The sequence below is a fragment of the Pontibacter beigongshangensis genome (assembly GCF_014332515.1).
GTDB lineage: Bacteria > Bacteroidota > Bacteroidia > Cytophagales > Hymenobacteraceae > Pontibacter > Pontibacter beigongshangensis.
In genome coordinates this window covers 20,077-46,547 of the sequence record NZ_VFSD01000015.1, presented here as the reverse complement: position 1 = coordinate 46,547, position 26,471 = coordinate 20,077, and the positions used below count along the sequence as shown (strand labels likewise).

Sequence of the window (26,471 nt, the reverse complement as noted above, 5' to 3'; positions counted from 1 at the left end):
TCAGCTATGGCAAAGGATAAACAACTGCAACAACTCCAGTCCATCGAGGACAAGCTACGTAAGCTAATTGCCAGGCACGCGGATGCGCAGCAGCGCCTGGCCAAGGCGCAGGAAGAGGTCAAATTCCTGGAAGCATTGGTCGAAGAAAAGGATCAGCAAATAAAAAATTTTAAAAATCAGGAGAATATTGTTAAAATTGTAGAAACAATGGCAGGTAACACTGCAAACACGACAGAGTTAAAGCTGAAGTTAAACGAGTATATCAGAGAAATAGATAAGTGTATCGCTTACTTACAGGATTAGCCCAATGAACGTGCAGGAGCAACATAACAGAAATTAGTGCAAGCAACTATACGAACAACAGGCAAACTTAATAAACCAGAACCATTACTATAAAACGCAACGGATGGCAGAATTAGCTATTAAGATTCGCATCGCTGAACGCGAGTATCCGATGCGGGTGAAAGAAGAAGAAGAGGAAAGGCTTCGGGTGGTTGGTAAGCTTTTGAATGAGCGCTTACGCTTTTTTAAAGAACAATTTGGCATACAAGACAAGCAGGACTTGCTGGCCATGGTCGCTTTCGAAACCATGGTGGACAAGCTCAAGCTGGAGGAAGAGAAAGAAAACCATTTCTCTGAGGTAGGCCAGAAGTTAAATACTCTCGATGATCTGTTATCATCAGCCAAATAATACAGTCCTTACCTATAACGCATTTAATTTTGTGCTTGAGCCATCTGCATTTATAGGATGGAGATACTTTTTAAGAAAGTAGCCGGAGCATTTTTTAGGGGCAAACTTAGATAAAGGACTGTTACGATGTCCTGTGGCAGGTGCTGCTATATGTTTTTATCACCATAAAAGCTTATAGATATGCCCGATATTATTTACATTTTACTTACAGCCATTGTAGCGCTCGGTGTGGGCATCTACATTGGCAGAAACCTGCTTCAGAAAGTCTATAAAGACCAGGAAGAAGCCGCCCGCCTGAAAGCCCAGAACATTATCCGTGAGGCTGAGATCAATGCCGAAAGCGTAAAGAAAGACCGCATCCTGGAGGCCAAAGAGAAATTTCTGCGCCTGAAGTCTGAGTTCGAAGAAGAGTCGAACAAGAAGAAAAACATCATTATCCAGAACGAGAATAAGGTAAAGCAGCGCGAGCAGCTCGTTACCAAGCAGCTGGAGCAGATTAAACGCCGCGAAACCGAACTCGACAAAGAGAAGGAAGGTCTGGCCGCACAGCAGGAAAAAGATAAGGAAACCCTGCAGGCACAACTGGAGCAGCTGCGCAAGCGCAAAGAAGAAGTAGAGCAGCAACACGAAGAGATTGTGGGCCAACTGGAGCGCATTGCAGGACTTACAGCCTCCGAAGCACGCGAGCAACTGGTGGAAGCCCTGAAGAACGAAGCCCAGAGCAAAGCTTCTTCTTATGTAAAAGACATTGTAGCCCAGGCCAAACTCACCGCTACCAAAGAAGCCAAGAAAATCGTAATCGAAACCATACAGCGTACTGCCGCGGAGCATGCCATCGAAAACTGCGTGTCCGTGTTCAACATCGAAAGCGACGATATCAAAGGCAAGATCATTGGTCGTGAAGGACGTAACATCCGCGCTCTGGAAGCTGCCACTGGTGTAGAGATTATTGTAGACGATACGCCTGAAGCCATCATTATCTCTGGTTTCGACCCGGTTCGCCGTGAGGTGGCTCGCCTGTCGCTGCACCGCCTGGTAGCCGACGGACGTATTCACCCGGCCCGTATTGAGGAGGTGGTAACCAAAACCCGCAAGAACATCGACGAGGAGATTATCGAGATTGGTGAGCGTACTGCCATCGACCTGGGTATTCATGGCCTGCACCCTGAGCTGATCAAGATGGTAGGTCGTATGCGTTTCCGTTCGTCTTACGGTCAGAACCTGCTGCAGCACTCTCGTGAGGTAGCCAACTTATGTGCCACTATGGCTGCGGAACTTGGCCTGAACGTAAAGCACGCCAAACGTGCCGGTCTGTTACACGATATCGGCAAGGTAACGCCAGACGAGCCAGAACTGCCACACGCAATTATTGGTATGGAGCTGGCGAAGAAATACAAAGAACATCCTGATGTTTGCAACGCCATTGGTGCTCACCACGATGAAGTAGAAATGACGGCTATGGTATCGCCATTGGTACAGGCCTGCGATGCTATTTCAGGCTCCAGACCAGGTGCCCGCCGTGAGATCATGGAATCATACATCAAGCGTCTAAAAGAGCTGGAAGAAGCCGCTGTGTCTTTTGACGGTGTGAACCAGTGCTATGCCATCCAGGCCGGTCGTGAGCTGCGCGTCATGGTAGACTCCGACAACGTTTCGGATGAGAAAGCCGCACAGATCTCGTATGACATCTCGCAGAAAATAGAAAAGGAAATGCAGTACCCGGGTCAGATCAAGATAACAGTGATCAGAGAGATGCGGGCAATCAGTTATGCAAAGTAAATAATTGGTTTAATTAAGGTTAAAGCGCCTGCTGCATCTTTTGTAGCAGGCGCTTTTGTTTTGCTTCAGACCTCGCAGCGTGCGCAGCTCCTGCGAGTGTCTGATTGTCTGAATCAGAATCGCCAGAATTAAAGAATTTTCATAATAAAGCTTTCAGAGAGGTGCGGCAGCATCATAAGGAGCAGAGCAGCATGGAGGGCCTTTTTCATTAGAATAATTGGTAAGCTATGAGCTGGTGACGTTATGAGATAGTGCGAGCTTGCAGCTCGTACTGCATGAGCAAGTGAGAAAATCGGGAACACACAAGCCGCAAGCTCGCGCGAGCGAGTGGACGGGCAACCTGTGCGCAGCCACAAAGTATATGCTTCTTTTAACCCTGAACTATGACAGACATACCCAACTTATACATCGGCACCTCGAGCTGGAGTTACCGCCGGCAGGAAGTGCTGTACCCGCCGGAGCTGAAGTCGGCGGAGTATTTGCGGCACTATGCCACACGCTTTAATGCCACAGAGATCAACAGCAGTTTCTACCACTTCACCATGGCCAAAACCATTGAAAAGTGGCTGGCAGAAACGCCGGAGAGCTTTAAATTTGCACCGAAGCTGAACCAGGAGATAACGCACAAACGGAAATTTCAGGATGTGGAGGAGCCGCTGCAGAAGTTCATGTCGCGGTACCTGGCGATGGGGGAGCGGCTGGGGCCGGTGCTGGTGCAGATAGCAGGGAGCTTCCGCTACGACAGGCTGGTGGCAGAAACTTTTTACCGAACGCTGCGGGAGCTTTACCCCACGCAAACTTTTGCGCTGGAGGCACGGCATGTGTCGTGGTTTACCGAGGAGTCGCTGGAACTGCTGCGCGAGTACAACATGACCACGGTTATAGCCAGTGCCGGCAAGCGGTTTCCGGGCACCGAAGTCACGACCACCAACACCGCCTACCTCCGCCTGCACGGCGACGAAAAGCTCTACGCCTCGGCCTATTCCGACGAGAAGTTGGAACGCTATGCCTACATGGTAAAAGACTGGCTGGAAGACGGGAAGGAAGTATGGGTGTTCTTCAACAATACCATCACCGGAAATGCCGTGACCGATGCCGATAAACTCCGCGACCTGGCGCTGAATTTGTAAATTACTGCTATCTCATGGCGCAATCGTCCTCGCTTGTACCATAGATATTTGTTGAATTATTCGAATGAAAATGGCCCTCCAGAGGCTTTTTCTTTAAGATACAGGATTCTTCTAAAGCTGAGAATTAAAAGTTTGGAGTTATAAGTTAATGGTATGCTCTGGAAGGGCATTTTCAAATTTCAAGATCAACCATGTAGCCATTTAACCATTAAACCTTACAACAATCAGCAACTAACAATCAGCAACCAGCAATTATTCGAATGAAAATGGCCTCCCGGAGGCTTTTCTCATGGTGGGTAAGGGCCGATACCTAAGTCGTTTTTTACATAGATAGTTTTAATTTTATACTTTTGGACCTTATTCCGGAGATCAGTGTCTCAGGAGGTAAGCAGATAACACAGCAATGGCATTAGCATACAACAGGATCGTAATTAAAATCGGGTCGAACGTGCTCACGCAGGCAGATGGCATGCCCGATGTGGCGCGTATGGAGCACCTGGTCGATCAGATAACGGAAATCAAGAAACAAGGCAAAGAAGTGATCCTGGTTTCGTCGGGGGCAGTTGCCTCTGGCAGGAGCCTGGTGAAGATCTCGGAGAAGACAGACGCCGTAGGCAGCCGGCAGCTGTTGGCGGCGGTGGGGCAGGTAAAGCTCATCAACACTTATTCCCAGCTGTTCGGCAGGCACGACCTGATTTGTGCGCAGGTGCTCGTCACCAAAGAGGACTTCCGCGACCGGTTGCACTACCTGAACATGAAAAACTGTTTCCAGATGCAGCTGCAGCACAACATTATTCCGGTCGTGAACGAGAACGACGTGATTTCGGTAACGGAGCTGATGTTCACCGACAACGACGAACTGGCCGGCCTGATCGCCTCGATGCTCAACGCGGATGCGCTGATCATTCTCTCCAACGTAGACGGCATTTTTAACGGCGACCCCAAAGACAGCAATTCCGAGGTGATACAGGAAATAGGCCACTCCACCACCGGTTTCTCGCAGTTCGTGACCACTCAGAAATCGCAGTTTGGGCGGGGTGGGATGATTACCAAATGCCATATGGCACACAAAGTAGCGCAGCTGGGCATTGCCGTGCACATTGCCAACGGCAAAACAACCAACATTCTGCAGCGGGTGCTGCAGGAGGATGTGGTGAACACCCGTTTCATTCCGAAGAAAACAGCCTCCGGCAAAAAGAAATGGCTGGCCCATTCCGGCAGCTATGCCAACGGTGTGGTGCAGGTAAACGAAGGTGCTTGTGCCGCACTAACCTCAGCCAAAGCCACCAGTTTGCTGCCGGTCGGGATCACCTCCATTTCGGGTACTTTCCAGAAAGGCGATATTATTAAAATAATCAGCGAATCTGAAAAGCACATCGGGCTCGGCATAGCCGAATACAGCTCAGAGAAGGCAATAGAACTGGTGGGGCAGAAGAACCAGAAAGAGCTGGTGCATTACGATTATTTGTATTTAAACCCCGACATCAATTAAGTATACAAGGAAAGCTGTTCTAAAGAGCAGCAAATCTTTCCTTAAAAATGCTGGAAATGGTTTGGTAAGCGCCTTCAGGCATGCTTCACCACATTTCTAATTTTGAATTTCTAATTTTTAATTTGAAGTAGTCTTAGACATGGATATAACATACCTTTTTGAGCAGACCCGGAAAGCCAGCCGACAACTTGTGTCGCTGCAGTCCGAAAAGGTAAACGCCATCTTACAGGCAGTGGCTGAGGCGGCTGTAGCCAAAACGCCGTTTCTGCTTTCAGAAAATGAAAAAGACCTGGCCCGCATGAGCCCCGACGACCCCAAGTACGACCGGCTGAAGCTGACAGAGAAGCGGATACAGGACATCGCCAACGACATGCGCAATGTGGCAACACTCACATCGCCGCTGGGCGAGGTGCTGCTGCAGAAGGAGCTGCCAAACCGGCTGCAGGTGTCTAAGGTTCGGGTGCCGCTGGGGGTGGTAGGAGTTATCTACGAAGCCCGGCCCAATGTTACGTTCGATGTGTTTTCGCTCTGCCTCAAAACCGGCAATGCCAGTATTCTGAAAGGCGGCAGCGATGCGTCTTTCTCGAATCAGGCCATCATCTCCATCATTCAGGAGGTGCTGCAACAGCATGGCGTGGACCCGAATGTAGCCACCCTCTTACCACCAGAAAGAGCCGCCACAGAAGCTTTGCTAAATGCAATCGGGTATGTGGATGTGCTGATTCCACGTGGAAGCCAGCAGTTGATTGAATATGTGCGCCAGAATGCCAAAGTGCCGGTAATAGAAACAGGAGCAGGCATTGTACATACTTATTTTGATGAAACTGCTGACCTGGAGAAAGGCAAAGCCATTGTGAGCAACGCCAAGACCCGCCGCGTGAGCGTCTGCAACGCCCTCGACTGCCTGATCCTGCACCAGGACCGCCTGCAGGACCTGCCCGAGCTGGCATCACCTCTGGCAGCTGCAGGCGTAGAAGTATTTGCGGATGAAGCAGCCTTTACCGCGCTTTTAGGCCATTACCCGCAGGAACTGCTCCAGCCTGCCAGTGCCGAACATTTCGGCACCGAGTTCCTGGCCATGCGCATGTCCATTAAAACGGTGCAGAACCTAGAGCAGGCGCTGGAGCACATTGCTACCTACAGCTCTCGCCACTCCGAAGCCATTATTTCAGAAAGTGCCGAACATATAGAACAGTTCCTGAATACCGTAGATGCGGCTGCTGTGTACGCCAATGCCTCTACCGCCTTTACCGATGGTGCTCAGTTTGGTCTCGGAGCCGAAATCGGGATCAGCACACAAAAGTTGCATGCCCGCGGCCCGATGGGGCTGGAGGAGCTGACAAGCTACAAATGGGTGGTGCGCGGAACGGGGCAAACCAGGCCCGCCTAAACTTCTGCTGCTAATGTTCCGGCTGGACTTTATTTACTGGGTGTAGTTTGTAACTACACCCGAATATTTTAGAGCTGAGGTAAGCCTGATGTATCACCATTTTAGCTAGCGTTGCGCCAATGGATTTGCAAATTGCTTACCTGAAGGCGATAGAAAGGTGTAGTTACAAACTACACCTAGTGAAAGTAGTGAATAAAGGTAGGCTTGCCGGCTTGTGACCAGCAGCATCAGCAGGTGCAGAAGGCTTCGGAAGGGTATTTCCATTAGAATAATTTTATACAGAACCGGCAAACTGACTTTTATGCAGCCTGGTTCTTTAGGAGCTATTTTCCCTGCTGATGCTGCAGATTCACATAACTAACCTTATTCTGCTCATTCCAAGATTCTGTAAACTCTGATTCAGACAAATCTTCGTAGACACTCACAGGTCTGGAAGACGCTGTGAGGTCAGGGCAACAAAAAAGGCCAGCAGAAGCTGCTGGCCTTTTCCCCAATCATCATATATCTACTCTAATTTACTACTTTGCTTAAGCCTGTTACAACGGCAGCTATTCGGATGGCATCGAAAATGCGGGCTTCGGTGGCACCGAGTTTCAGTACGGAGGCTTCGTGGGCGGCAACACAGCGCTCACAGCCGTTGATGGCAGAGATGGCCAGGCTCACCAGTTCAAAGAACTCTTTGCCCAGCACCGGGTTGCCCATAATGTTCATCTTCACGCGGGCCGGCAGTTGCTCGTATACATCTTTGTGCGCGAAGTGGCGGAAACGGTACAGAATGTTGTTTGTCGCTAGCAACGAGGCACAGGCAATGGCTTCGGCTGTCTCAGCCAGTGTAGCTTCGTTCTCGAGCGCTTTTGCTTCAAAAGAGGCCACTAAGGTGTCGTTCTCCTCGTTGGCAGCAGCTGCCAGGGCCAGTAAGTATGCTTCTTTTTTAGAAAGCGTTTCGCCAGCCAGAGCCGTTTTCAGGTTCACGCGCAGGTCGCGCAGGTACCTCGACTCGGCATTGGTCAGTTTCTCCAGGCTTTTAGACGAATAGTCTTCGCCAAGGCCCAGGTCTTTTAATAAATCTATCTTGGTTTCCTCTGTTACAGTTAACACGGACATATATTTTCGAATTTTAAGGTGAGAGATAACTTAAGTAGCCGGAGCAGCGGCAACTATGCCACCGCTCCTGGGCACTACTCAAGGTACTGATTGTATATATAGAAAGTGGGGTGTTAACCTACCAACGTTTCTTCGCCTTTTTGCCAGTTGCAAGGGCAAAGCTCGTCGGTCTGAAGCGCATCGAGTACACGCAGTACTTCGGCCACGTTACGGCCTACGTTCAGGTCGTTAACACTAACCCATCGGATAATTCCCTGCGGGTCTACAATATAAGTTACCCGGTAAGCTACTTTTTCTTCGGCTTCCAAAATGCCGAGCTCTTCGGCCAATGACTTGGACGTGTCGGCCAGCATCGGGAAGCGGAGGTCGCGCAGGTCTTCGTGGTCGCGGCGCCAGGCGGCGTGCACAAACTCAGAGTCGGTAGAGGCTCCCACCAATACGGTGTCTCTGTCGCGGAACTCGTCGTAGTTTTTGTTGAACTCAGCTATTTCGGTAGGGCACACAAAGGTAAAGTCTTTCGGCCACCAGAACATCACCATCCACTGCTCACGCTTAATGTGGTCTTCGTTGGTGATATCGGCAAACTCTTTGCCTTTTTCGATGGATATTACAGCTTGTTTTTTAAAAGTCGGGAAAGTGGCTCCTACGGATAATATTCTGTTTTGAGACATGGTTTGATTTTTATATTGTTGGTTGTTGATTTGTTGATTGTTAAATTGTTGAATGGTTGTTAAAGAACTCACTCATTCACTCAGTCATTTATTCAAAATTTAGCTCAGGAAGGCCTTCAGCATCCAGAGCGTTTTCTCGTTTTCGTTGATGTCTTCGCTGATCAGGCTCACGGTACCTTCGTCGCCGGTTTCGGCGGCCAGTTGCAGCACTTCGCGCTCCAGGCCGAGCAGCACCGTCAGGTTCTCGTGGGTGGCTGTCACGGCGGCCATGCCATCGCTTACATTGCTGGCTTCCTGTATCTTCGACAAGCGGATATAGTCGGAGAAGGTGTGCAGCGGTTGCTGCCCGATCGTTAAAATTCGTTCGGCAATGGCATCTATTTTGGTTAAGGCCGTGTTATACAGCTCCTCAAACTTGTCGTGCAGCTGAAAGAAGTATACTCCCTTAATGTTCCAGTGAAAACCGCGCAGGTTCTGGTAGTACAGGTGATAATTGGCCAGCAGCACATTTAGCTGCTCCGCTACTTGCTTGCTGTCTTCTTTTTGTAAGCCTATCTGGTTTAGTTTGCTCATAATTCTATTCTTTAGTGGGTTTTTGGTTTGTTGTTGATACAAATGTCGGGTTAATAACATCATAAATCAAATCGATTGTTTTTATGTTGTTATAGCTAAAATCTATAATGTATCTTTGCAGTAGAACAAGGCTGTTAATGGCATGCCCAGGCTGTTAAAATATAACCAGTCCTGAAGAGCGAAACCGACGATTGGTCAGCAGCAAAACTATCAGGAGGGGCATTTTCATTGAAATAATTCAGAATAAACGGCTTTGCCTATGCACAAGGCCAGCAACCAAACATTGCCATGACTATTGTACAACTTGAATACCTGCTTGCCGTGGATACGTTCCGGCATTTTGCCACGGCCGCCGAAAACTGCTTTGTAACGCAGCCCACACTGAGCATGCAGCTCCAGAAGCTCGAGGAGGAACTGGGGGTGCTGCTCTTCGACAGAAGCCGGGTGCCGGTGCGGCCAACCGAGATCGGCAAAGAGATTATTGCGCAGGCGCGTGTGGTGGTGGCCGAGTCAAAAAAAATTCAGGAGATCGTGCAGAACCAGAAACAGGAGCTGAGCGGTGTGCTGCGCATAGGCGTTATCCCGACACTGGCACCTTACCTGATCCCGCTGTTTATCACGAACTTTATGGAGAAATACCCGCAGGTGCAGGTGGTGGTGCAGGAGCTGCTTACAAACGAGATCATCGAAAATCTGAACCACGAGCAGCTGGATGTGGGCCTGTTGGTGACACCCCTCGAAGACAAAACCATACGCGAGTTGCCGTTGTTTTACGAGGCCTTTGTGGCCTATGTCAATAGCAGGCACCCGTTTGCCGGGCAGCAGACGATTAACCCGGCCGAGCTGAACCTGGAAGACCTTTGGGTGCTGAACGAAGGGCACTGTTTTCGGAGCCAGGTGCTCAATATCTGCAACAGGGGCGGCAAAGCCATCGGCTCCAACGCCGGCCACCTAGATTACAAGAGCGGCTCGCTGGAAACTCTGAAACGCATTGTGGAGACCCAGCACGGGCTCACGCTCCTGCCGGAACTGTCGGTGCTGGATATGCCGGAGGAGAAGCGGAAGCTGGTGCGCCTGTTTCAGGAGCCGCAGCCACTGCGCGAGGTGAGCCTGGTGGTGCACCGCAGTTTCCTGAAGAAGCGCCTGGTAGAAGCGCTGAAAGCCGAGATTCTGGCAGCCGTGCCCGAAGCGATCCGTAGCCGCAAAAAGCAGCAGGTAGTGGGGCTGAAGTAGTTTTTTAATTTTAAATGAGTGATTGAGTGAATGGGTGAAGGAGTGGCGAATTATTGTAATGGATTTGGCCCTCCAGAGGTTCTGCTGCCCGATGAACACAGGACATCACACAGGATTTCTTCGTCTGCATCCAGATGCCAGGTGGTGAAGTGTGAGGAATAATAAGCGTTGATAAATTGCAGAATCCACCCTAGTGATTCATCTCTAAATTTCCACATCTTCAAATCTCCAAATCTTCACATCAACCATTCAACAAGAGCTGCCGTATCTTGTAACCTATAACCTAACCTAAACATAAAGCTATGGGAATAACATCGGAAGCAGAGAATATAGAGAATACCGCCAACTGCATCATGGATGCTTTTAATGAAATGAGTGTAGAAGCGGGTGGTGTGCTGGCCTACCCGGACTTGTACCCTTTCCTGCAGGAGCGCTACCCAAAATATAAAGATGTGCAGAAAGAGGCGGAGCAGCACCTTGCCAAAGCAGGTTTTGTGAATCCGGCGCCGGAAGGATTAATGCTGACCCAGGTCGGCTATAAAGCTATTCAAAGCAAAAAGGCAGAGTAAGTACTCTGCCTTTTTGCTTTTCTGCTGGTGGCCCTTAATGTTAAGGCTGCATCTGGTTTATCAGCTGGTTGATCTCCTGCATAAACCCTGGCAGCACCACGCTCAGGCCTTCTTTTTGCCTGCTATACACAAGGTCCACCTGCCTGATGTCGAGGCGGTAGGTAATCAGCCCCTGGTCGGCTTCGGTCACATACACGAGCCTGTCTGGCGCTGCCGTGGTGGCCACTACATAGGTTCTGAAGCGAAAAGTGTTTCTTACCTGCTGTTGCGTGGAGGGCTTGTTGTCGAGGTATCGCACGGTGATGGTAGAGTCGAGTTGTATAGAGCTTTCTACCTGGTACAGCGCTTTCAGGTCTCCCTCCTTAAACTCCCATTTCATGATCTGGTGTTTGCCGCTGGTGCTGGTGCTGTAATCGGCGGCGCTAAGGTCTATGCTGGCCACCAGTTGAAACAGCGCCAGGTCGCTTTCGATGGTGCGCAGCGAAGGCGAGCTGGAGGTGTTGTCGCTGATAAAGTATTGCCCTTTTGTCAGCAGCTGGTAATCTTTTTCCAGGTCTTTCTGCAGCCGGAGCGCAGCCGGATCGGTAGAGAATAGTGAAAAAAGCAAAGGGAACAGGACGTGGAGCAGCAGCATAATGGTATGATTTGATCTGTTTTATCTACTCAAAACCTGTGCCTTAGTTTTGTTTTTGTGTAAAAACAGGGCTCTTGTGCGGCAAAGCAAGAATGCGCAGCGGCCGGAGTTCCTGTGTTGCAGCTATGTGGCGGGCTGGTCAGAGCCTGCTGCTATCTACCACGCGCCAGCTGATGTTGCCATTGTTTACCTCGTAGCGCAGCACCATGTAGCCACCATCATGCCCGTCTTCGAAGTAGGCCAGGGCGTAGCGGTCGTTCAGGATGCGGCTGTCGCGGATGGTCATGGTGCCGCCCATGGTGCCCTCTGCTGGTATAAGCTGACGTTGCTTGCGGTTAAGGTCGTTCATCAGATCGGCCTCCGGCGATCGCAGGCCTTTGCCCTTTAGCTTTTTGATGTCGCTCTCGCTCAGGGCGCCGAGTTGGTCTACAAAGTTTACGCCGTTAGGGGGCACCAGTTCCATGGTATCAGGCGGGAAATCCATTGATTCAAGCGAATCGGCGACTTGCTGGGTTTGGTCCAGCTCATGGTGCGTTTCGGCCAGCTTATTGTCGGCGATGGCGAGGCGACTCTCGGCATCATTTTTTTTCCAATAGAAGTACAGAGCCAGAAACAGGAAAATGGCGGCTAAAATCCAGGCGAGGATCGTTCTCATAGAGTAATATATTGGGTTGAGTTAAAGCGCAAAAAAGTGATGAATTTATGCCTGATGCACCAGATCTAACGCCACGGCAGCAAGACTTTAATTGTTTAAATATTTTTTAAAGTGCTCAATATTACGTAATTGCAAATTTGTAGATTATGCTGCAGGCGGCACAGCAGCAAGAAAAGCTGGCCGGCAGTAGACAGTAGGGTACGTGCGTTATACAAGGTTGTTTAGCCTGTAGCGGCGCTTTTTTTACGCAGCAGGTGGAGCGTTTCTAGAAAAATTCAATATCAATAATAGCAGAGGTTGGAATGGCGCATCCAGCCTTGAAACTGATGAATTTCTCATCTACCGCCCAAACGCTTGTCGCCACCCGTTTTACCTGGCCATCGGCAGTCCGGAACGTGATTAAGACTTTTCCGTGGTAGGCGTTGCCAAGCGACGACGCCCGGTTCAGGTCCCACATGCGCCTCTTTTTTGCCTCCTTGTCTGTGAGTACGTCTTCCTGGTTAAAATGATAGCAAGGTATCTCTTCTTTTTCAACCAGCGGAATAAAATTGGTTCTTGTTTGCATGGCTATGACTATCAAATGGTTATCATAGAGTTATACGCAAAGAAGCTGTATTAAATAACGCCTGGCCGATGCTGTATGCCTGTGTCTAAAGCTTTCGGAGAAACTGGATGGTGTCTACGCCGTCTGCGAAGTCCCAGGGCATGGGGCATTGTGCCTCACCGAATGGAATGCTGCCCTCCAGCCAGCCATGCGCCGCCACTACACACTGCGTCTTCTCCTTTACGGCTGCAAGCTTTTGCCGCAGGTCTACGTGCGAGGTGAAGGTTTCGTAAAACAGCACCGAGATAGGCGACACCAGCTGCTCGCTTTTGGTTACGAGCATAAAGCCATTGTCGAAATGCTCAACTCTGTTTACCAGCAGAATAGATTTGTTGTAGTCGTAGTTGTTCTGGTACTTGTGGTGGTCCAGCAGCGTGTGGCAGTCTTTGTTTGCCTCAAAGAACTTGTCGAAGGTGTAGCCCTCGGGCACAAACACTTTAGACACGTTGCGGCAGCCCAGGCCATAGTATCTGAAAATGTCTTGCCCAAGCGCCTTCAGGTCGTCTTTCTCTTCGTGGCCTGTCAGGATGCCGAGGCTGGTGCGGTTTTTCCGGATGATGTGGGGGCGGCTGGCAAAATAGTACTCGAAGTAGCGCGAGGTATTGTCGGAGCCGGTGGCGATAATGGCATCGGCCTCGTTGAGCCTTTCCTCGAACCGGATGTATTCCGCAAAAGCAGGTTCTATCTCTATCAGCATCTGGGCCAGGCGCGTTATCAGTACCTCGTCGGTGGAGCTTCGCTTGGCCAGCAGGTAGTGCCCGCTCACGAGTACCGATAAAAAGTCGTGGAAGCCAACCAACGGGATATTGCCCGCCATCACCACGCCTACTTTTTTGGGCTGGATGTGGTGCAGCTTGTAGGGGTAGAGCCACTCCCGCAAATACTGCTCATCTAAAATCCTTGTTATCCCGTTAAAAGCACAGGAGACGTTTTCTTCATCGAACCAGGGGTTCTGGGCCGAGGCAGCATTGGCGAGTGCTTTGCGTTCTTCCGGAGGCATGTTTCGCAGTTTGTCTCCTAACCTGATGAAGGCCGCAATCCTGTTTTCTAGTATCATATTAATAGGTAATTTGAAATTTAATTTGAAAGGATACTTAATGTTGTTAATTTTGTTGTTGAATTGACAGAAAGAAGTACAAAAGTATAAAAAATATACAGGAGATACGATTATGGCTATAATGATCACTGACGAATGCATCAACTGTGGTGCCTGCGAACCAGAATGCCCTAATACCGCTATATACGAAGGTGGTATGGAGTGGACCTGGGGCGGCGGCACTGCGTTGACGGAAGTGGAAATAGACGGCGGTGATGTCATCCCGGGTGATGCGCCTCAGCCTCCGATTTCAGATGAGTTTTACTACATCGTTTCAGATAAATGTACGGAGTGCATGGGTTTCCATGAGGAGCCGCAGTGCGCCGCTGTGTGTCCGGTAGATTGCTGCGTCGATGACCCAGACTACCGCGAGACAGAGGAAGAACTATTGGCAAAGAAAGATTGGTTGCACCAGGAAGCCAGCTAATCAGAACTGCTTTTTGCTACAAAGCCTGCCTCTCCGGAGGTAGGCTTTTTTGTTTTTAGCAGGAGAGGGATTCGCCACTGTTCGCAAATTATTTAAATGAAAAAGGTCCTCCGGAGCCTTTTTTCAGGACACAAGACGTAGGACAGAAGAAACAAGACTCTTGATGCTCTCCGAACGCCAGGTTGCTGATTTCTGATTGTTAAAATTGATTGGTTTGGGAAGCTCACCTGGGGTATTCAGCTTCAAGTACTTGCTTCAACCATTCAACAACAAACAATCAGCAACCAAATTCTTCTAATGAAAATGGCCCTCCGTAGCATTCAGCAGCTGCTGCTGCTCCTGCAAACAAAAAAAGCCTTTGCTTCAGTCGATTTCCGGCACTAAAAAAGTCTTATATTCTGTGTCTTGCTACTTGTGTCCTTTTCCTTACTTATTAAACAATTAAAATTCCTAATTTTGTAACCCATTTTAGGAGAGAATAAGATGTCTGTTTCAACGAAATATAATCCCAGAGAGGTAGAGCAGAAGTGGTACGACAGCTGGATGCAGCGCGGCTTCTTCCGTTCTAAGCCCAACCCGAAAAAAGAGCCTTATACCATTGTGATTCCGCCGCCAAACGTGACGGGCGTACTGCACATGGGCCACATGCTCAACAACACCATACAGGATGTGCTCATCAGGCGTGCCCGCATGCAGGGCAAAGAGGCCTGCTGGGTGCCCGGCACCGACCACGCCTCCATTGCGACCGAGGCCAAGGTAGTAGCCATGCTCAAGGAGAAAGGCATCGAGAAAAGCGACCTGACCCGCGAGGAATTCCTGAAGTATGCCTGGGAGTGGAAAGAGAAGTACGGCGGCATTATTCTGGAGCAGCTCAAAAAACTGGGCGCCTCCTGCGACTGGGACCGCACCCGCTTTACCATGGAAAAAGACATGAGCGCCGCCGTTATCGAGGTGTTCGTGGACTTGTACCGCAAAGGCAAAATCTACCGTGGTGTGCGCATGGTGAATTGGGACCCCAAGGGAGGCACTGCGCTTTCTGACGAAGAAGTGATCCCAAAAGACACCATGGCCAAAATGTACCACCTGCAATATGAGGTGGTAGGCCAGGAGGGGCAGTACATAACCATCGCCACCTCCCGCCCCGAAACCATTATGGCCGACGTAGCCGTGGCTGTAAACCCGAACGACGAACGCTACACGCAGCTGCACGGCAAAAAAGTGCGCATCCCGCTGCTGGGCCGCGAAATTCCGATTATACTGGATGAGTACGTGAGCATCGACTTCGGAACCGGCGCCCTGAAGGTAACGCCAGCCCACGACCTGAATGACTACGAACTCGGCCAGAAGCATAACCTGCCAACCATCGACATCCTGGACGATGCCGGTTTCCTGAACGAGAAGGCGGTGCTGTACGTAGGGCAGGATCGCTTTGCCGCCCGCCGCAACATTGTAAAGGATCTGGAAGAAGCAGGCCTGCTCGTTAAAGTAGAAGAGTACGCCAGCGTACTGCAAACATCAGAGCGAACCGGCGCCGTAATAGAGCCGCGCCTCTCGATGCAGTGGTTCTGCAATATGGACGATATGGCCAAACCAGCCATGGAAGCCGTGATGGAAGACGAAATTCGTCTGCACCCGCCCAAGTTCAAGAACATGTACCGCGCCTGGATGGAGAACATCCGCGACTGGTGCATTTCGCGGCAGCTGTGGTGGGGGCAGCAGATACCCGCGTACTACCTGCCCGACGGCTCTTTTGTAGTAGCCACCACGCCTGAAGAAGCCTTGCACCTTGCTCGCAAGCAATCCGGAAACGAGGCGCTGCAGCTATCGGACCTGCGGCAGGACGAAGATGTGCTGGATACCTGGTTCTCCTCGTGGTTGTGGCCGATCTCTGTTTTCGATGGTTTTAAAGACCCGGACAACAAAGATATTCTGTACTACTACCCGACCAACGACCTGGTAACGGCCCCTGAGATTCTGTTTTTCTGGGTAGCCCGTATGATCATGGCCGGATACGAGTTCCGGAACGAGCCACCGTTCAAAAACGTGTACCTGACCGGCATCGTACGCGATGCGCAGGGCCGGAAAATGTCGAAGCAGCTGGGCAACTCACCCGATCCGCTCGACCTGATAGACCAGTACGGGGCCGATGGTGTGCGTACGGGCATGCTCTTCAGTTCGCAGGCCGGCAACGACCTGATGTTCGACGAGAAACTGATAGAGCAGGGACGTAACTTCAGCAACAAAATCTGGAATGCGTTCCGGTTGATAAAAGGGTGGGAAGTTGATGAGAACCTGCCCTGCCCGAACGAAACGGCCATGAACTGGTACGAGTCGCGGTTTAACGAGGCTTTTGTGCAGATCGAGGACCACTTCAGCAAGTTCCGGATTTCGGATGCGCTGCTGGCGGTGTACAAGCTGGTGTGGGACGATTTCTGCTCCAACTACCTCGAAATGATTAAGCCCGCCTACCAGCAGCCTATCGACAAGCAAACCCTAGCCACCACGGTTGATTTCCTGGAGAAGATCCTGAAGGTGCTGCACCCCTTCATGCCATTCCTGACAGAAGAGCTGTGGCATGAACTGAAGGAGCGTAATGAGAAGGAATACCTGATTGTGGCTGCCTGGCCTAAAAAAGACAAGTTCGACAAAGGCATTATCGACCAGATGGAGGTTGTGCTGAAGGTGGTTGCCGCCATCCGGAATGTGCGGAACTCTAAAAACATCCCGAACAACAAGCAACTGGAGCTGTCGATAAAGGTAATGGGGCAGCATAATTATGAGCCGTTCCAGAGCATTATCAGCAAGCTCGGAAACATCAGTGAGATCAGCTTTGTGCAGGAAAACCTGGAGGGAGCCATTGGCTTTGTAGAGGCCGGAGACGAGTTCTTTATCCCGATGGATGGCAACATAGATGTGGAAGCGGAGCGCGATCGTTTGCAGAAGGAGCTGGAGTACACCAAAGGCTTCCTGAACTCAGTGGCGAAAAAGCTGAGTAACGAGCGTTTTGTAAATGGTGCCCCGGAGGCCGTGATCAGCAACGAACGCAAGAAACAAGCCGATGCAGAAGCCAAGATAAAAGCCCTGGAGCAAAGCCTGGCATCACTGTAAGCTACTTTAATTTTGATTTAAAACAGGCTCGGCCGCTCTCGTAAGGGAGCGGCCGAGCCTGTTATATAGGTTTTTCATGACCTCGCAGCGTGCGCAGCTCCTGCAAGTGTCTTGTCTGCAACGAAGCCTCGGTTGTCAGAATCAGAATTTACAGGATGAAGAAATTTTCAGAATAAGAGGCAACAAGTAAAAGCTTGTGTTCTTGCCTAAGCGCGTCAACCAAATTCTTCTAATGAAAATGCCCCTCCGGCGCTATACTCAGCTGCTGTTGCTGCTCCCCGGACACTCGCAGGAGCTGCGCACGCTGCGAGGTCTTTGCTGGTGCTGATGATGTTACTTAATTATTCTAATGGTTTTGCCCCTCAAGAGGCACTGCTGCTTCTGTTGCGGCGGCTCTTGAGGTCTAGGCCTTCTCCTCCAACTCCTTTTGCACCTTCTTAGGCAGCTTGGCCCGCACCAGGTTATAAGATTGTGTAATATAATGTTGCCATTCCTGCTGCTGCAGGCGGTTCAGGTTGTCGAATGCCACCCACTTGTAGCGGGCCAGGTAAGGAGCCGGCGTAAAGCCTTCGCGTTCGCAAAAGGTGTCGAATTCCTCGTCAGGCACTTTAAACGAGCCGGTTATAGGCGTTTCTTCAAAGCCAAGTACCAAGAACATTTTGTCAGCCACACAAAAGCATAAGTCCTTTTCCCATTTTATGTCCTGCGTTACGCCGGGTAGCTGCTGGCATAGCTGTTCAATTTGTTCGAGTGTCATGATAGCGACAGATGAGTATATTAGGTGCTGGTATCGTTTTGATAGATCTCCGGGTTGATGCAATGGGGAAGGGGCTTGCCATGTAACCCGGCAATAATGTTCGTGGCGGCCAGCCGGGCCATTTCGTTGCGGGCCTGTACGGTGGCAGAACCGATGTGCGGCAAAACAGCCACGGAGGGCATCGAGAGCAGGGGGTTGCCGGGTTGCATGGGTTCCGGATTTGTCACGTCCAGACCGGCTCCCCAGATCCAGCCCTCGTTTAGTGCCTGTATCAGGTCCTGTTCCTGGTGTATCCGGCCTCGCGCGGTGTTGATGAAGATGGAGGAGGGCTTCATCTTGCGAAATACTTCTGCATTGAATTTGCCTTCGGTTTCGGGGCTCAGGGCCACATGCACCGACAGCACATCGCTCTGCTGCAACAGCTCTTCGAAGCTTACCTTCCTGGCCTGTAGTTCCTGCTCTGCCTGCACATTATGGCGGCGGTTGTGGTAAATAATCTTCATGTTATAGGCTCCCTGGCAGCGCCTGGCGAGCTCCAGGCCTATGCGGCCGAGGCCAAAGATGCCCAGCGTTTTGTTTTTCAGTTCCACGCCCAGGTTGGTGGTAGGGCGGTACGGCCCCCACTCGCCGCTGATGATCCGCTTGTGCATGTAAAATGCTTTGCGCGAGGCGGCCAGCATCAGCAGAAAGGCCACATCGGCGGTGGCGTCGCTCAGCACATCAGGCGTGTTGCCAAACGGAATACCCAGGCGTGTGGCTTCTGCCACATCCACATTATCGTAGCCTACCGAGAACTGGCCTACCACCTTCAAGTGGCGACACTCGTTCAGGAAATGGGCATCCATTTTATCGGAGCCCATGCACAGCAGGGCATCGTGCTTTTTGGCATGGGCTATGAGTTCCGGCTGCGTTATTTTTCTGTCTTCGGACCATACCGTTGCCTGGAGCCCCGCCTGCTTCAGCAATTGGAGTCCGGTTTCAGGGATTAATCTTGAAACAAATACTTTCATCTTTTGAATTATGAATAAGTGAGCGATTGACTGAATTATAGGGTGAATTGAAGGCATAATCGTGTTGCACAACTATTCAACAATTAAACCCTTTAACGATCAACAACTAACAATAAACCATACAACAAACTACTGCTCCCGTGCCAGTTCCGGCAGCCCTGCTTTGGTTGAGATGGCCAGCAGGCCTATAAACGTCAGAAAACCATTCAGGATAAGCACTTCGAATCCGAACTCGTACCCATAAAGCCACTCTACGGAGTTATCGCTGATGATGTAGGTGAGTAGCGGGGCCATGATGCAAATAGCCGGAACATAGCGGTCGCGGACTTCGCGTTTTGTATAAAGCCCGAACGTGTAGAGCCCTAACAGCGGTCCGTAGGTATAACCTGCTACTTTAAATACGGCGTTGATCACACTCTGGTCGTTGAGGATCCGGAACACGATGATTACCAGTACCATAACTACAGAAACGCCGAAGTGTACCACATAGCGAGTGCGTACCCTTTGTTTCTCCGGCATATTTTTAAAGTCCAGGAAATCGACGCAGAAGGAGGTGGTGAGGGCGGTGAGGGCGGAGTCGGCGGAGGCGTAGGTGATGGCGATAATGCCCAGGATAAACACTAGCCCCAGGAAGCCGGAGAAGTGGTTGAGGGCCAGGTAAGGAAACACGTTGTCGCCAATAACTGCTCCTGCTGCGTTGGTGGGTAAGGCAATGCCTTTCTGTTCGGCATAAATGTACAGCAGCGCCCCCAACGACAGAAAAAGTATGTTTACGAAAACCAGAATGATGCTGAACCAGAACATGTTTTTCTGGGCCTCGCCAATATTCTTGCAGCTCAGGTTTTTCTGCATCATGTCCTGGTCCAGACCCGTCATCACAATAGCAATGAAGGCCCCGGAGAAGAACTGCTTCAGAAAATACTTGCTATCCTTCACATCCCAGAAAAACACCTGGGAGTAGCTGCTTTCGGCTATGGTGTTCACCATGCCCTGGAAGGATAAGTTCAGGTCGTCCGAAATCAGGTGAATACTCGTTACCACAGCTATCAGCATGGCGGCTGTCTGAAAGGTGTCGGTCCAGATAATGGTTTTCATACCGCCCCGGAACGTGTAGACCCAGATCAGCATAATAGTGATGATAACCGAAACAGAGAAAGGAACGCCCAGATCATCGAATACCGCCAGCTGCAGCACGCCCGCCACCAGAAACAGCCGGATAGAAGCCCCCAGCGTACGCGAGAGCAGGAAAAAGGCAGCCCCCGTTTTATAAGACCAGTACCCGAACCGCTGCTCCAGGTAAGTATAGATAGACACCAGGTTGAGCCGGTAGTACAGCGGCATGAGCACTGTGGCAATGACCAGGTAGCCCAGCAGGTAACCCAGCACCAGCTGCAGGTAAGAGAACTGCGAGCCAGCCACCATGCCCGGAATAGAAATAAACGTGACACCCGAGAGCGAGGTACCGATCATGCCGAAAGCCACCACGTACCAGGGCGACTGGCGATTGGCCAGAAAGAAAGTCTCGGAGTCGGAGTTCCTGCCGGTTATATAGGAAATAGTGATCAGGATGAAGAAATAGGCTATAATTAAGCCTATGATGAACATTGAAGACATAGAAGCGGGCAGATCTTTGTAGTAGCTGAAACAGCCATTACACAAATATAGCAAAATATCATTCCGGTGCTTCTTCTGCTCCTGCTGCCGCTCAGTTCACCAGTTCCCGCAGCAGCACCGGCTGCCCGATGGCCGGAATCTGCAGGCCCTGCAGCATGCCAGCGGCGGCGATCTGCTCCAGCAGGCGCACCGGCTCACCTGGCGGTTCATCTGAGATGTTGAAGGTGCCGTAGTGCATCGGGATAAAAGTGCCTCCCCGGAGGTGGTTAAACGCCTTTACCGCTTCGTGCGGGTTCAGGTGGCTCTTCTGCATCAGAAAAGAGGGCTTATAAGCGCCAACCGGCATCAGACAGATGTCCATGGGGCCGAACAGTTCCTGAATCTCCTCAAAATGGCTGCTAAAGCCCGTGTCGCCGGCAAAGTAGAGCAGGGTGGAGGCCGTTTTTATCACAAAGCTACCCCAGAGCATCTTATTCATGTCGAGGGCGCTGCGGCGGTGCCAGTGGGAGGCTGGCATAAAGTACACCTCAATTCCTTCGGGCAGCAGGTCGTACTGCTGGTACCATCCTGCCTCTTGGTAGGGCAGGCGGCGTTCCATGCTGCGCAGCACATCGCCGGAGCAAAGCGGGGTCAGGGCTTTGATGGTTGGGTTCTGGTTGAAGATAGTCCGGATAGACTTTTTGTCCATATGGTCGCGGTGCCCGTGGGAGAGCAGCAGGAAATCGATGCCGCGCAGCTGCTCCGGCAGGCAGGGCAGGGCGACACGGCGCTTCATCAGGGGCAGGTCGTACAGAACCGGATCTACCAGAAAGGTAACGCCGTTGAGCCTGATCAGGAAAGAAGAATGCCCCAGCCACACCACCATGTCGGCGGTGGTGTCGATAAACGCTGCACCCTGGTGCACTTCGGGTACAAAGGTGTCGGCCTGCTTTTCATCGCGCTGCGGGTTGGGCGACAGTTTCCATTTAAGCACTTTGCTGAATGCAGGCATGTACAGCTCATCACCGTTGGCGAAGAGCCCGTCTATCGTTTTGTTGCCTCTGTAATCAGGCTTTATTGTGTTCAGTTTCTCGTTCCTGATATGCCTGATTTTTTTGTTAAGCTGCTGCAAGGTTTTAAGTGGTTTAAGCTGTAAGTACCTGAACGCTTCCTTTTGTTTGGGTTTGAACGACTCAGAAAAACAGTTGCCAATCAGGCTCCATTATTAGCTAAACGACAGAATACCGCAAAGAGGTACATGCGGTGGGTGCTGAAAAGGAAAGAGCCCTAAATGCAAAGCGCCTCCCCGTTTCCGGGAAAGCGCCTTAATGCCTGATTATCTGTGCTTAGTAAAAGCCGAAAGGGCCTCGCTGGTAGCCGCCAAAGCCCGGCCCATACATGTTGTGGAAGGGCGATCCGCCTTCGGAGTAGCGTATGCCGCCCGTAACGGAGATGTTTGGCGTAATTTTATAGGTGGCCCTGAAATCCATGCCTTGCCGGCCCGGGCTCATAAAGTTGTTGTACAGGTGGTTCTGGCCCGCCTGGTTCGAGAGGTCTTTCCAGAAGCTGCCACTTACCAGCAGGCGCTCGCTTACCAGGTACTCGCCGCCAACGTTCACCATATAGTGGCTGCTGCCGCTGGTGCGCCGCATCATGGTGCCGCCCTCGGGCGTGGTGCTGCTGAACTGCTGCGGCATTACGTTCATATACGTAAAGCTGGCAAAGCCCCTGAATCGGTCGGTGATCTGGTAACGGGCCGATGGCTCCAGATAGGACGCCCCGCCCCAGTTGCTGATGCTCGTTCCTGCCGAAAGGCCATAGCTCATGCGAGGGCCTGAAAACGCCGGTTTCTCCTTTGCTCCTCTTTCCGGGCTAATAGCCGGTGCCATTGTTTCTGTGCCTTCGGGTGTCGGTAGTTGCTCCAGACTGGCTTTCCCTGCTGTTTGCGCCATCACCTGGCTGGCAAAAAGAAGGCTGCCGGTTAGAAGCGATAATAATATTTTTCTCATGGCGAGCTAGTACTTTTCTGTTGAGTAATTTACGAATTAAATGTCAGAAGCCAAAATAATGCCTGCTATATGGGAACGCGGTAAAATAGCATTTGTTTTGGAGCCGGAAGCGCAGCAGGTACTACCTGAGGCAAATTATGCTAATGAAAAAGCCCCTCCGGAGGTGCTGCTGCCTCCTGCTGCTTTTTTAAAGGATCCAAGACATAGGACTTTTTCTGTCTGAATATTTAGATAGGGCCTCTACCCCAAGGATTTCCCGGATTAGAGGATTTTTAGGGTGTTGATAGCGCAGCAGCAATTGGCACAGTGGCATTCACGCAGCTCCCTGTATTTCTAATTTTAAATTCCTGCTACGTTTTCCGCTGCGCCTCCCTCCGGAAGACCTTTGCCTGTACCATGCCTTTAAAAAACGGCTTTGTGTACACTTCCTGCAGTTGCAGCTTCTTAAAGTGATCTTGATAAACCGGAAGGGTACTGGCTTGTACGTTGCTAATCGTACCGAAAAAAGCATACATGCTCCTGATTAAGAAGCGCTGCCACCAGGGTGGGGGAGTGGCAACAGGCCAGAAGTCGGCGAAAAGCCATAGGCCTTCAGGAGCCAGGTGCCGCGCCAGCCGTTCCATGAGCGGGCGCAGGCGCTGGGGCGGGAACAGGTCGAGCAGGAAGGGCGTAACAACCTTGTCGAAAACCTCTGTTCTTTCCAGAGCGGCCTCTGTGCCCAGCCTGAACGCCACCGTTGCGCCTGGTGCATTAAGCTGTTGGAAACGGTGCTTTGCCAGTTGGAGCATTTTCGGCGATGCCTCCAGGTACAGCACCTGCAGCCCCGGGCACGAAACCAGTACCTGCTCCAGTAGCCAGCCGCTTCCTCCGCCAATTATCAAAACCCTGTCGTGCTCCTGAATAAAGGGCAGCAAGGCCTGCTGTGCCCGCTGCAGCGAAGAGCCGTACACCAGCCGGGCCAGCACATCATACACCGGCGCAACACGGTCGAAGCCACTATCAGGCAGTTTTGTGGTTGGTTGATTTCTTATCGGACTAATGGTAAGGTTGAAGTTTTTTAGGTGAGGTGCAAGTTACCACCTACCGCAGCACCTCTGCCGGTTCTTGCCTCAAATTATTCTAATGAAAACGGCCCTCCGGATGGTCTGCGGCTCTTCGGGTAGGGCAAATATACCTGTATTCATCAAGGAGCTGCAAGCTAGCTGCTAACGGTCATAATGCTCCTCTACAATGCCTTTCAGTTTCTGGAAGATATAATCTGTGAGGTCTTTCCTGATTTGCTGCGAGTTGCCCTTGAATACCTCCCGGAACTCCTCCGCTCTGCCATCATACAGGATAGAGACAAACATGGTGCCTACCGGCTTCTCGGAGTTTTCGGACCCGCCGGGGCCGGCCAGCCCGGTTGTGGCAATAGAGATATCAGCATTCAGGGTTTTTTTGAGGCCCATCACCATTTCGTTTGTTACCTGCTGCGACTCAGCGGTGTACAGTTCCAGGGTGTCTTGTTTTACGCCGAGCAGTTTCTTTTTAGCCTCTGGCTGGTACACCACCAGGCTTCCAACCAACACATCGCTGCTGCCGGTGCCCTTCGTGAACTCCGATGCCAGCATACCGGCTGTGCAACTTTCGGCAAATGCCACCGTCAGGCCTTTATCTTTCAGCATTGTTAACAATTCCGTCAGCTCATTCTGGCTCATATATACATTTATTTTAATGTTTCAGGTAAAAACAGGTGCTTTTCTTACTGGTTATAGGGCCCGAAAGTTTAAGATAATGCAAAGGATTGAAGAATGCTGTAGCGGGGGTGCGGCGATGCCAGCTCCGACTGCCACAGCGAAACAGCCGATACTGCCAGCTGCACGGGGGCGGCAGGCAGTATCGTGGGCAAAGCCTGTGGGGCAGGCATGTCTTTGCGGAGGCGGGCCAGCGTAACGTGTGGTATTGTTTTCTGCTGGCCGGGTGGCTGTGGAGCCAGCTGCTGCGTAAGCTCCTTGCTAAGCTGCTCAAAAAGCGGGTGCTGCTCAAAGCGTGCCCATACCAGCCGGGGCGAACGTGGTTTTGGCCCCGGCTCCAGGCACTGGAGCTGCAGCACAAAGGGAGCGTGGTGCATGGCTGTCCGGCGGATTCTGTCTTGTATGTCGGGCAGCGATTCGTGCGGCACCTGGCCGATAAAGAAGAGCGTGAGATGCAGGTTTTCTTCCGGCACAAACCGCACCGACTCGTGCCGGAAAGGCTGCGACTCCCGGGCCAGGTATTCTTTCAGATCGGCCGGTAAGGCAGCTGCCACAAATAAGCGGATGGTGTTTTTCATGAGCTTTGTTTTCTGAGGCCGCAGAAGCCTGCACCAGCCCGTCTGGAATTGGAGTTGTGGTTCCTGCTGCCTTTGCTGTTCTTTTTCCAGAAGAAATACGTAAGAGTATGGCAGCCGTATATACCTTATTGTCGCCAATAAATTATCTGTCCTGATTATGATCAAAAGCTTTTATAAGAAAATTGTTGCCGCGCTTGCGCTTTTCACGCTGGAGCTCCTGCTGGCGTGGGGCTTGTTCCTGGTTTGTGTTATCCTGTTTCTGTATATCAGCAAACAGGTAGTAGAAGGAGGCAACCTGAACTTCGACACGGCTGCCTTTAATTTTGCCAGCAGCATCACAACGGCAGGCTTTACCAGCTTTATCGAATTCATTACTTTTTTCGGGTCGCGCCAGTTCCTGACGCCTGCCGCGCTCCTGCTTATCGCCTACTTTCTGTTTGTCCGGAAGCACCATTGGTACTCGCTGAAGGTACCGGTGGTAGCACTCGGGAGCATTACCCTGAATGTGGTGCTGAAGTACCTGTTCGACAGGCCCCGCCCGGCGATGCCTCACCTGGTAGAGGCCTCCGGGCTTAGCTTCCCGAGCGGGCACTCCATGGTGGCCGCCTCTTTCTATGGTTTGCTGATATACCTTGCCTGGAAGCATGTGGAGCCGCCGGTGTGGCGCTACTCGCTGGTGGCCATACTTACATTCCTGATTTTTATGATCGGTTTTAGCCGTATTTACCTGCATGTGCACTACGCCACCGATGTAATGGCAGGCTTCGCGGCCGGCTTTATGTGGGTGATCATTGGCTTATGGACCCTGCGCAAAATTGAACGATTTTCCAGGAAAGAGATCGATCCGGTGGTGGAGGAGGAGCCTGTAGACGCTCGATAAAATATTTTTCAGGAAAGTATTGCAGGTAAAAAAAACCGTTGTAGATTTGCACTCCCAAACACGACAAATGGGCGGGTACTTCTGAACATATTTCGCGCACGTGGCGGAATTGGTAGACGCGCAGGTCTCAGAAGCCTGTGCCTTCGGGTGTGGGAGTTCGACTCTCCCCGTGCGCACTACCACCAGTCAAAGGCCAGCTGAAAAGCTGGCCTTTTTCGTTTTTCTCCTCTCCGGCAGCCCTGGCGGGGTAAAGCCTTTCTAAAATCAAGTGCAACACAGCTGGCTTTTGTATGCCGGTCTTTTTCGGGTGAGCGCCTCCTCATACCTTGAGCTGTAAGTGCTGTTATTCATGTTGCTTTATTTCTTTTATAGTATTATATTTAGCTGTGTTTTAAGAATGAAATGATGATACTCAGGCGGCGCCTCAATAAAAATTTACTGATCGGGCATCGTTCGCTCCCGGCCGGCTTAACACTTCCTGGCAGGGGTAACGCGCAGAACCGATTGTTTGATGTGCATGCCGGAAAACTGCCGGAAGAGTTTAATCAGCAGTAACAGCAAAAGGGCGAAACTCCTGTAGAGGGCCTTTTTCATTAGAATAATTACTCCTCCACCCGACAAATATAGTGTGGATGTGCAAAGTTAAATTGTAAAAACTTTTGCCATTAGAAGGAGCCAGCCTGGCAACAGGACCGCAGCGTAATTGGAGAACAGCAGCTTCCCAGCTTAGTTAGATCACCTCTTACCTGGCTTTG

At 51.1% G+C, this 26,471-nt stretch carries 28 protein-coding genes and 1 tRNA gene; 14 read left to right on the top strand and 15 right to left on the bottom strand.

Features of this window, described 5'->3' with window-relative positions; genetic code table 11:
- Positions 1-6: 6 nt before the first annotated feature.
- The 6 genes from FJM74_RS13145 (at position 7) to FJM74_RS13120 (ending at position 6,482) form a co-directional block, all read left to right on the top strand.
- On the top strand, positions 7-303 hold the full coding sequence (locus FJM74_RS13145; RefSeq protein ID WP_187263072.1) for a hypothetical protein: 297 nt from the start codon (positions 7-9) through the stop codon (positions 301-303).
- A gap of 103 nt (positions 304-406) precedes the next feature.
- Positions 407-691: a cell division protein ZapA gene (locus tag FJM74_RS13140; RefSeq protein ID WP_187263071.1), complete on the top strand. Its 285-nt coding sequence runs from the start codon at positions 407-409 to the stop codon at positions 689-691.
- Positions 692-871: 180 nt separating this feature from the next.
- Complete coding sequence (gene rny, locus FJM74_RS13135; RefSeq protein ID WP_187263070.1) at positions 872-2,470, top strand: ribonuclease Y; 1,599 nt, start codon at positions 872-874, stop codon at positions 2,468-2,470.
- A 383-nt stretch (positions 2,471-2,853) separates the two neighbouring features.
- The gene (locus FJM74_RS13130; RefSeq protein ID WP_187263069.1) at positions 2,854-3,600 is read left to right on the top strand and encodes a DUF72 domain-containing protein; all 747 of its coding nucleotides are present in this window, start codon (positions 2,854-2,856) and stop codon (positions 3,598-3,600) included.
- A gap of 403 nt (positions 3,601-4,003) precedes the next feature.
- Positions 4,004-5,092, top strand: coding sequence for a glutamate 5-kinase (gene proB, locus FJM74_RS13125; protein ID WP_187263068.1), 1,089 nt, complete (start codon positions 4,004-4,006; stop codon positions 5,090-5,092).
- Positions 5,093-5,231: 139 nt separating this feature from the next.
- Complete coding sequence (locus FJM74_RS13120; protein WP_187263067.1) at positions 5,232-6,482, top strand: glutamate-5-semialdehyde dehydrogenase; 1,251 nt, start codon at positions 5,232-5,234, stop codon at positions 6,480-6,482.
- 510 nt (positions 6,483-6,992) lie between these two features.
- Here FJM74_RS13120 and FJM74_RS13115 read toward each other — a convergent pair.
- The 3 genes from FJM74_RS13115 to FJM74_RS13105 form a co-directional block, all read right to left on the bottom strand.
- A complete protein-coding gene (locus FJM74_RS13115) occupies positions 6,993-7,586 on the bottom strand; it encodes a carboxymuconolactone decarboxylase family protein (RefSeq protein WP_187263066.1) in 594 nt (197 codons plus the stop codon).
- Between the two features lie 113 nt (positions 7,587-7,699).
- Entirely contained in the window at positions 7,700-8,257 is a 558-nt protein-coding gene (locus FJM74_RS13110; protein ID WP_187263065.1) for a peroxiredoxin, read from the bottom strand.
- Positions 8,258-8,356: 99 nt separating this feature from the next.
- On the bottom strand, positions 8,357-8,830 hold the full coding sequence (locus FJM74_RS13105) for a Dps family protein (RefSeq protein ID WP_187263064.1): 474 nt from the start codon (positions 8,828-8,830) through the stop codon (positions 8,357-8,359).
- 288 nt (positions 8,831-9,118) lie between these two features.
- Between FJM74_RS13105 and FJM74_RS13100 the strand changes: the two genes are divergently transcribed.
- A complete protein-coding gene (locus FJM74_RS13100; protein WP_187263063.1) occupies positions 9,119-10,063 on the top strand; it encodes a hydrogen peroxide-inducible genes activator in 945 nt (314 codons plus the stop codon).
- A 302-nt stretch (positions 10,064-10,365) separates the two neighbouring features.
- Positions 10,366-10,632 (top strand): hypothetical protein, encoded by a 267-nt coding sequence (locus tag FJM74_RS13095; RefSeq protein ID WP_241739133.1) that lies wholly within the window; start codon positions 10,366-10,368, stop codon positions 10,630-10,632.
- A 40-nt stretch (positions 10,633-10,672) separates the two neighbouring features.
- On the opposite strand, the gene FJM74_RS13090 is transcribed toward FJM74_RS13095, so the two are convergent.
- From FJM74_RS13090 to FJM74_RS13075, 4 genes are all read right to left on the bottom strand, one after another.
- Positions 10,673-11,266 carry a hypothetical protein gene (locus FJM74_RS13090; RefSeq protein WP_187263062.1) on the bottom strand — a complete coding sequence of 198 codons (594 nt, stop codon included), beginning with the start codon at positions 11,264-11,266 and terminating at the stop codon, positions 10,673-10,675.
- Positions 11,267-11,405: 139 nt separating this feature from the next.
- On the bottom strand, positions 11,406-11,921 hold the full coding sequence (locus FJM74_RS13085) for a hypothetical protein (protein WP_187263061.1): 516 nt from the start codon (positions 11,919-11,921) through the stop codon (positions 11,406-11,408).
- Positions 11,922-12,186: 265 nt separating this feature from the next.
- Positions 12,187-12,486: a hypothetical protein gene (locus tag FJM74_RS13080; RefSeq protein WP_187263060.1), complete on the bottom strand. Its 300-nt coding sequence runs from the start codon at positions 12,484-12,486 to the stop codon at positions 12,187-12,189.
- Between the two features lie 85 nt (positions 12,487-12,571).
- A complete protein-coding gene (locus tag FJM74_RS13075) occupies positions 12,572-13,582 on the bottom strand; it encodes an acyl-CoA reductase (RefSeq protein ID WP_187263059.1) in 1,011 nt (336 codons plus the stop codon).
- A 112-nt stretch (positions 13,583-13,694) separates the two neighbouring features.
- On the opposite strand from FJM74_RS13075, the gene FJM74_RS13070 reads away from it, so the two are divergent.
- Positions 13,695-14,048: a 4Fe-4S dicluster domain-containing protein gene (locus tag FJM74_RS13070; protein ID WP_187263058.1), complete on the top strand. Its 354-nt coding sequence runs from the start codon at positions 13,695-13,697 to the stop codon at positions 14,046-14,048.
- Positions 14,049-14,531: 483 nt separating this feature from the next.
- Positions 14,532-17,156: a valine--tRNA ligase gene (locus FJM74_RS13065; RefSeq protein ID WP_187263057.1), complete on the top strand. Its 2,625-nt coding sequence runs from the start codon at positions 14,532-14,534 to the stop codon at positions 17,154-17,156.
- Positions 17,157-17,559: 403 nt separating this feature from the next.
- Here the strand turns inward: FJM74_RS13065 and FJM74_RS13060 are convergent, their stop codons facing one another.
- From FJM74_RS13060 to FJM74_RS13040, 5 genes are all read right to left on the bottom strand, one after another.
- A complete protein-coding gene (locus FJM74_RS13060; protein WP_187263056.1) occupies positions 17,560-17,913 on the bottom strand; it encodes an MmcQ/YjbR family DNA-binding protein in 354 nt (117 codons plus the stop codon).
- Between the two features lie 20 nt (positions 17,914-17,933).
- Positions 17,934-18,923, bottom strand: a complete 990-nt coding sequence (locus tag FJM74_RS13055; RefSeq protein WP_187263055.1) for a 2-hydroxyacid dehydrogenase — start codon at positions 18,921-18,923, stop codon at positions 17,934-17,936.
- Positions 18,924-19,052: 129 nt separating this feature from the next.
- On the bottom strand, positions 19,053-20,537 hold the full coding sequence (locus FJM74_RS13050; RefSeq protein ID WP_187263054.1) for a sodium:solute symporter: 1,485 nt from the start codon (positions 20,535-20,537) through the stop codon (positions 19,053-19,055).
- A 91-nt stretch (positions 20,538-20,628) separates the two neighbouring features.
- The gene (locus FJM74_RS13045) at positions 20,629-21,648 is read right to left on the bottom strand and encodes an MBL fold metallo-hydrolase (RefSeq protein ID WP_187263053.1); all 1,020 of its coding nucleotides are present in this window, start codon (positions 21,646-21,648) and stop codon (positions 20,629-20,631) included.
- A gap of 214 nt (positions 21,649-21,862) precedes the next feature.
- Complete coding sequence (locus tag FJM74_RS13040) at positions 21,863-22,525, bottom strand: hypothetical protein (protein ID WP_241739131.1); 663 nt, start codon at positions 22,523-22,525, stop codon at positions 21,863-21,865.
- Between the two features lie 40 nt (positions 22,526-22,565).
- Here FJM74_RS13040 and FJM74_RS13035 point away from each other — a divergent pair, with 40 nt between their 5' ends.
- The gene (locus FJM74_RS13035) at positions 22,566-22,748 is read left to right on the top strand and encodes a hypothetical protein (protein WP_187263052.1); all 183 of its coding nucleotides are present in this window, start codon (positions 22,566-22,568) and stop codon (positions 22,746-22,748) included.
- Positions 22,749-22,875: 127 nt separating this feature from the next.
- On the opposite strand, the gene FJM74_RS13030 is transcribed toward FJM74_RS13035, so the two are convergent.
- The 3 genes from FJM74_RS13030 to thpR form a co-directional block, all read right to left on the bottom strand.
- Positions 22,876-23,499, bottom strand: a complete 624-nt coding sequence (locus FJM74_RS13030) for a class I SAM-dependent methyltransferase (RefSeq protein ID WP_317175560.1) — start codon at positions 23,497-23,499, stop codon at positions 22,876-22,878.
- 231 nt (positions 23,500-23,730) lie between these two features.
- Positions 23,731-24,189, bottom strand: coding sequence for a CinA family protein (locus FJM74_RS13025; RefSeq protein ID WP_241739129.1), 459 nt, complete (start codon positions 24,187-24,189; stop codon positions 23,731-23,733).
- A 101-nt stretch (positions 24,190-24,290) separates the two neighbouring features.
- Positions 24,291-24,836: an RNA 2',3'-cyclic phosphodiesterase gene (gene thpR / locus FJM74_RS13020; RefSeq protein ID WP_187263050.1), complete on the bottom strand. Its 546-nt coding sequence runs from the start codon at positions 24,834-24,836 to the stop codon at positions 24,291-24,293.
- A gap of 157 nt (positions 24,837-24,993) precedes the next feature.
- Here thpR and FJM74_RS13015 point away from each other — a divergent pair, with 157 nt between their 5' ends.
- The 3 genes from FJM74_RS13015 to FJM74_RS13005 all read left to right on the top strand — a co-directional run bounded on the left by FJM74_RS13015 (position 24,994) and on the right by FJM74_RS13005 (position 26,271).
- The gene (locus tag FJM74_RS13015; protein ID WP_187263049.1) at positions 24,994-25,716 is read left to right on the top strand and encodes a phosphatase PAP2 family protein; all 723 of its coding nucleotides are present in this window, start codon (positions 24,994-24,996) and stop codon (positions 25,714-25,716) included.
- A 94-nt stretch (positions 25,717-25,810) separates the two neighbouring features.
- Positions 25,811-25,892, top strand: a tRNA-Leu gene (locus FJM74_RS13010).
- A 226-nt stretch (positions 25,893-26,118) separates the two neighbouring features.
- Complete coding sequence (locus tag FJM74_RS13005) at positions 26,119-26,271, top strand: hypothetical protein (protein ID WP_187263048.1); 153 nt, start codon at positions 26,119-26,121, stop codon at positions 26,269-26,271.
- Positions 26,272-26,471: the final 200 nt, after the last annotated feature.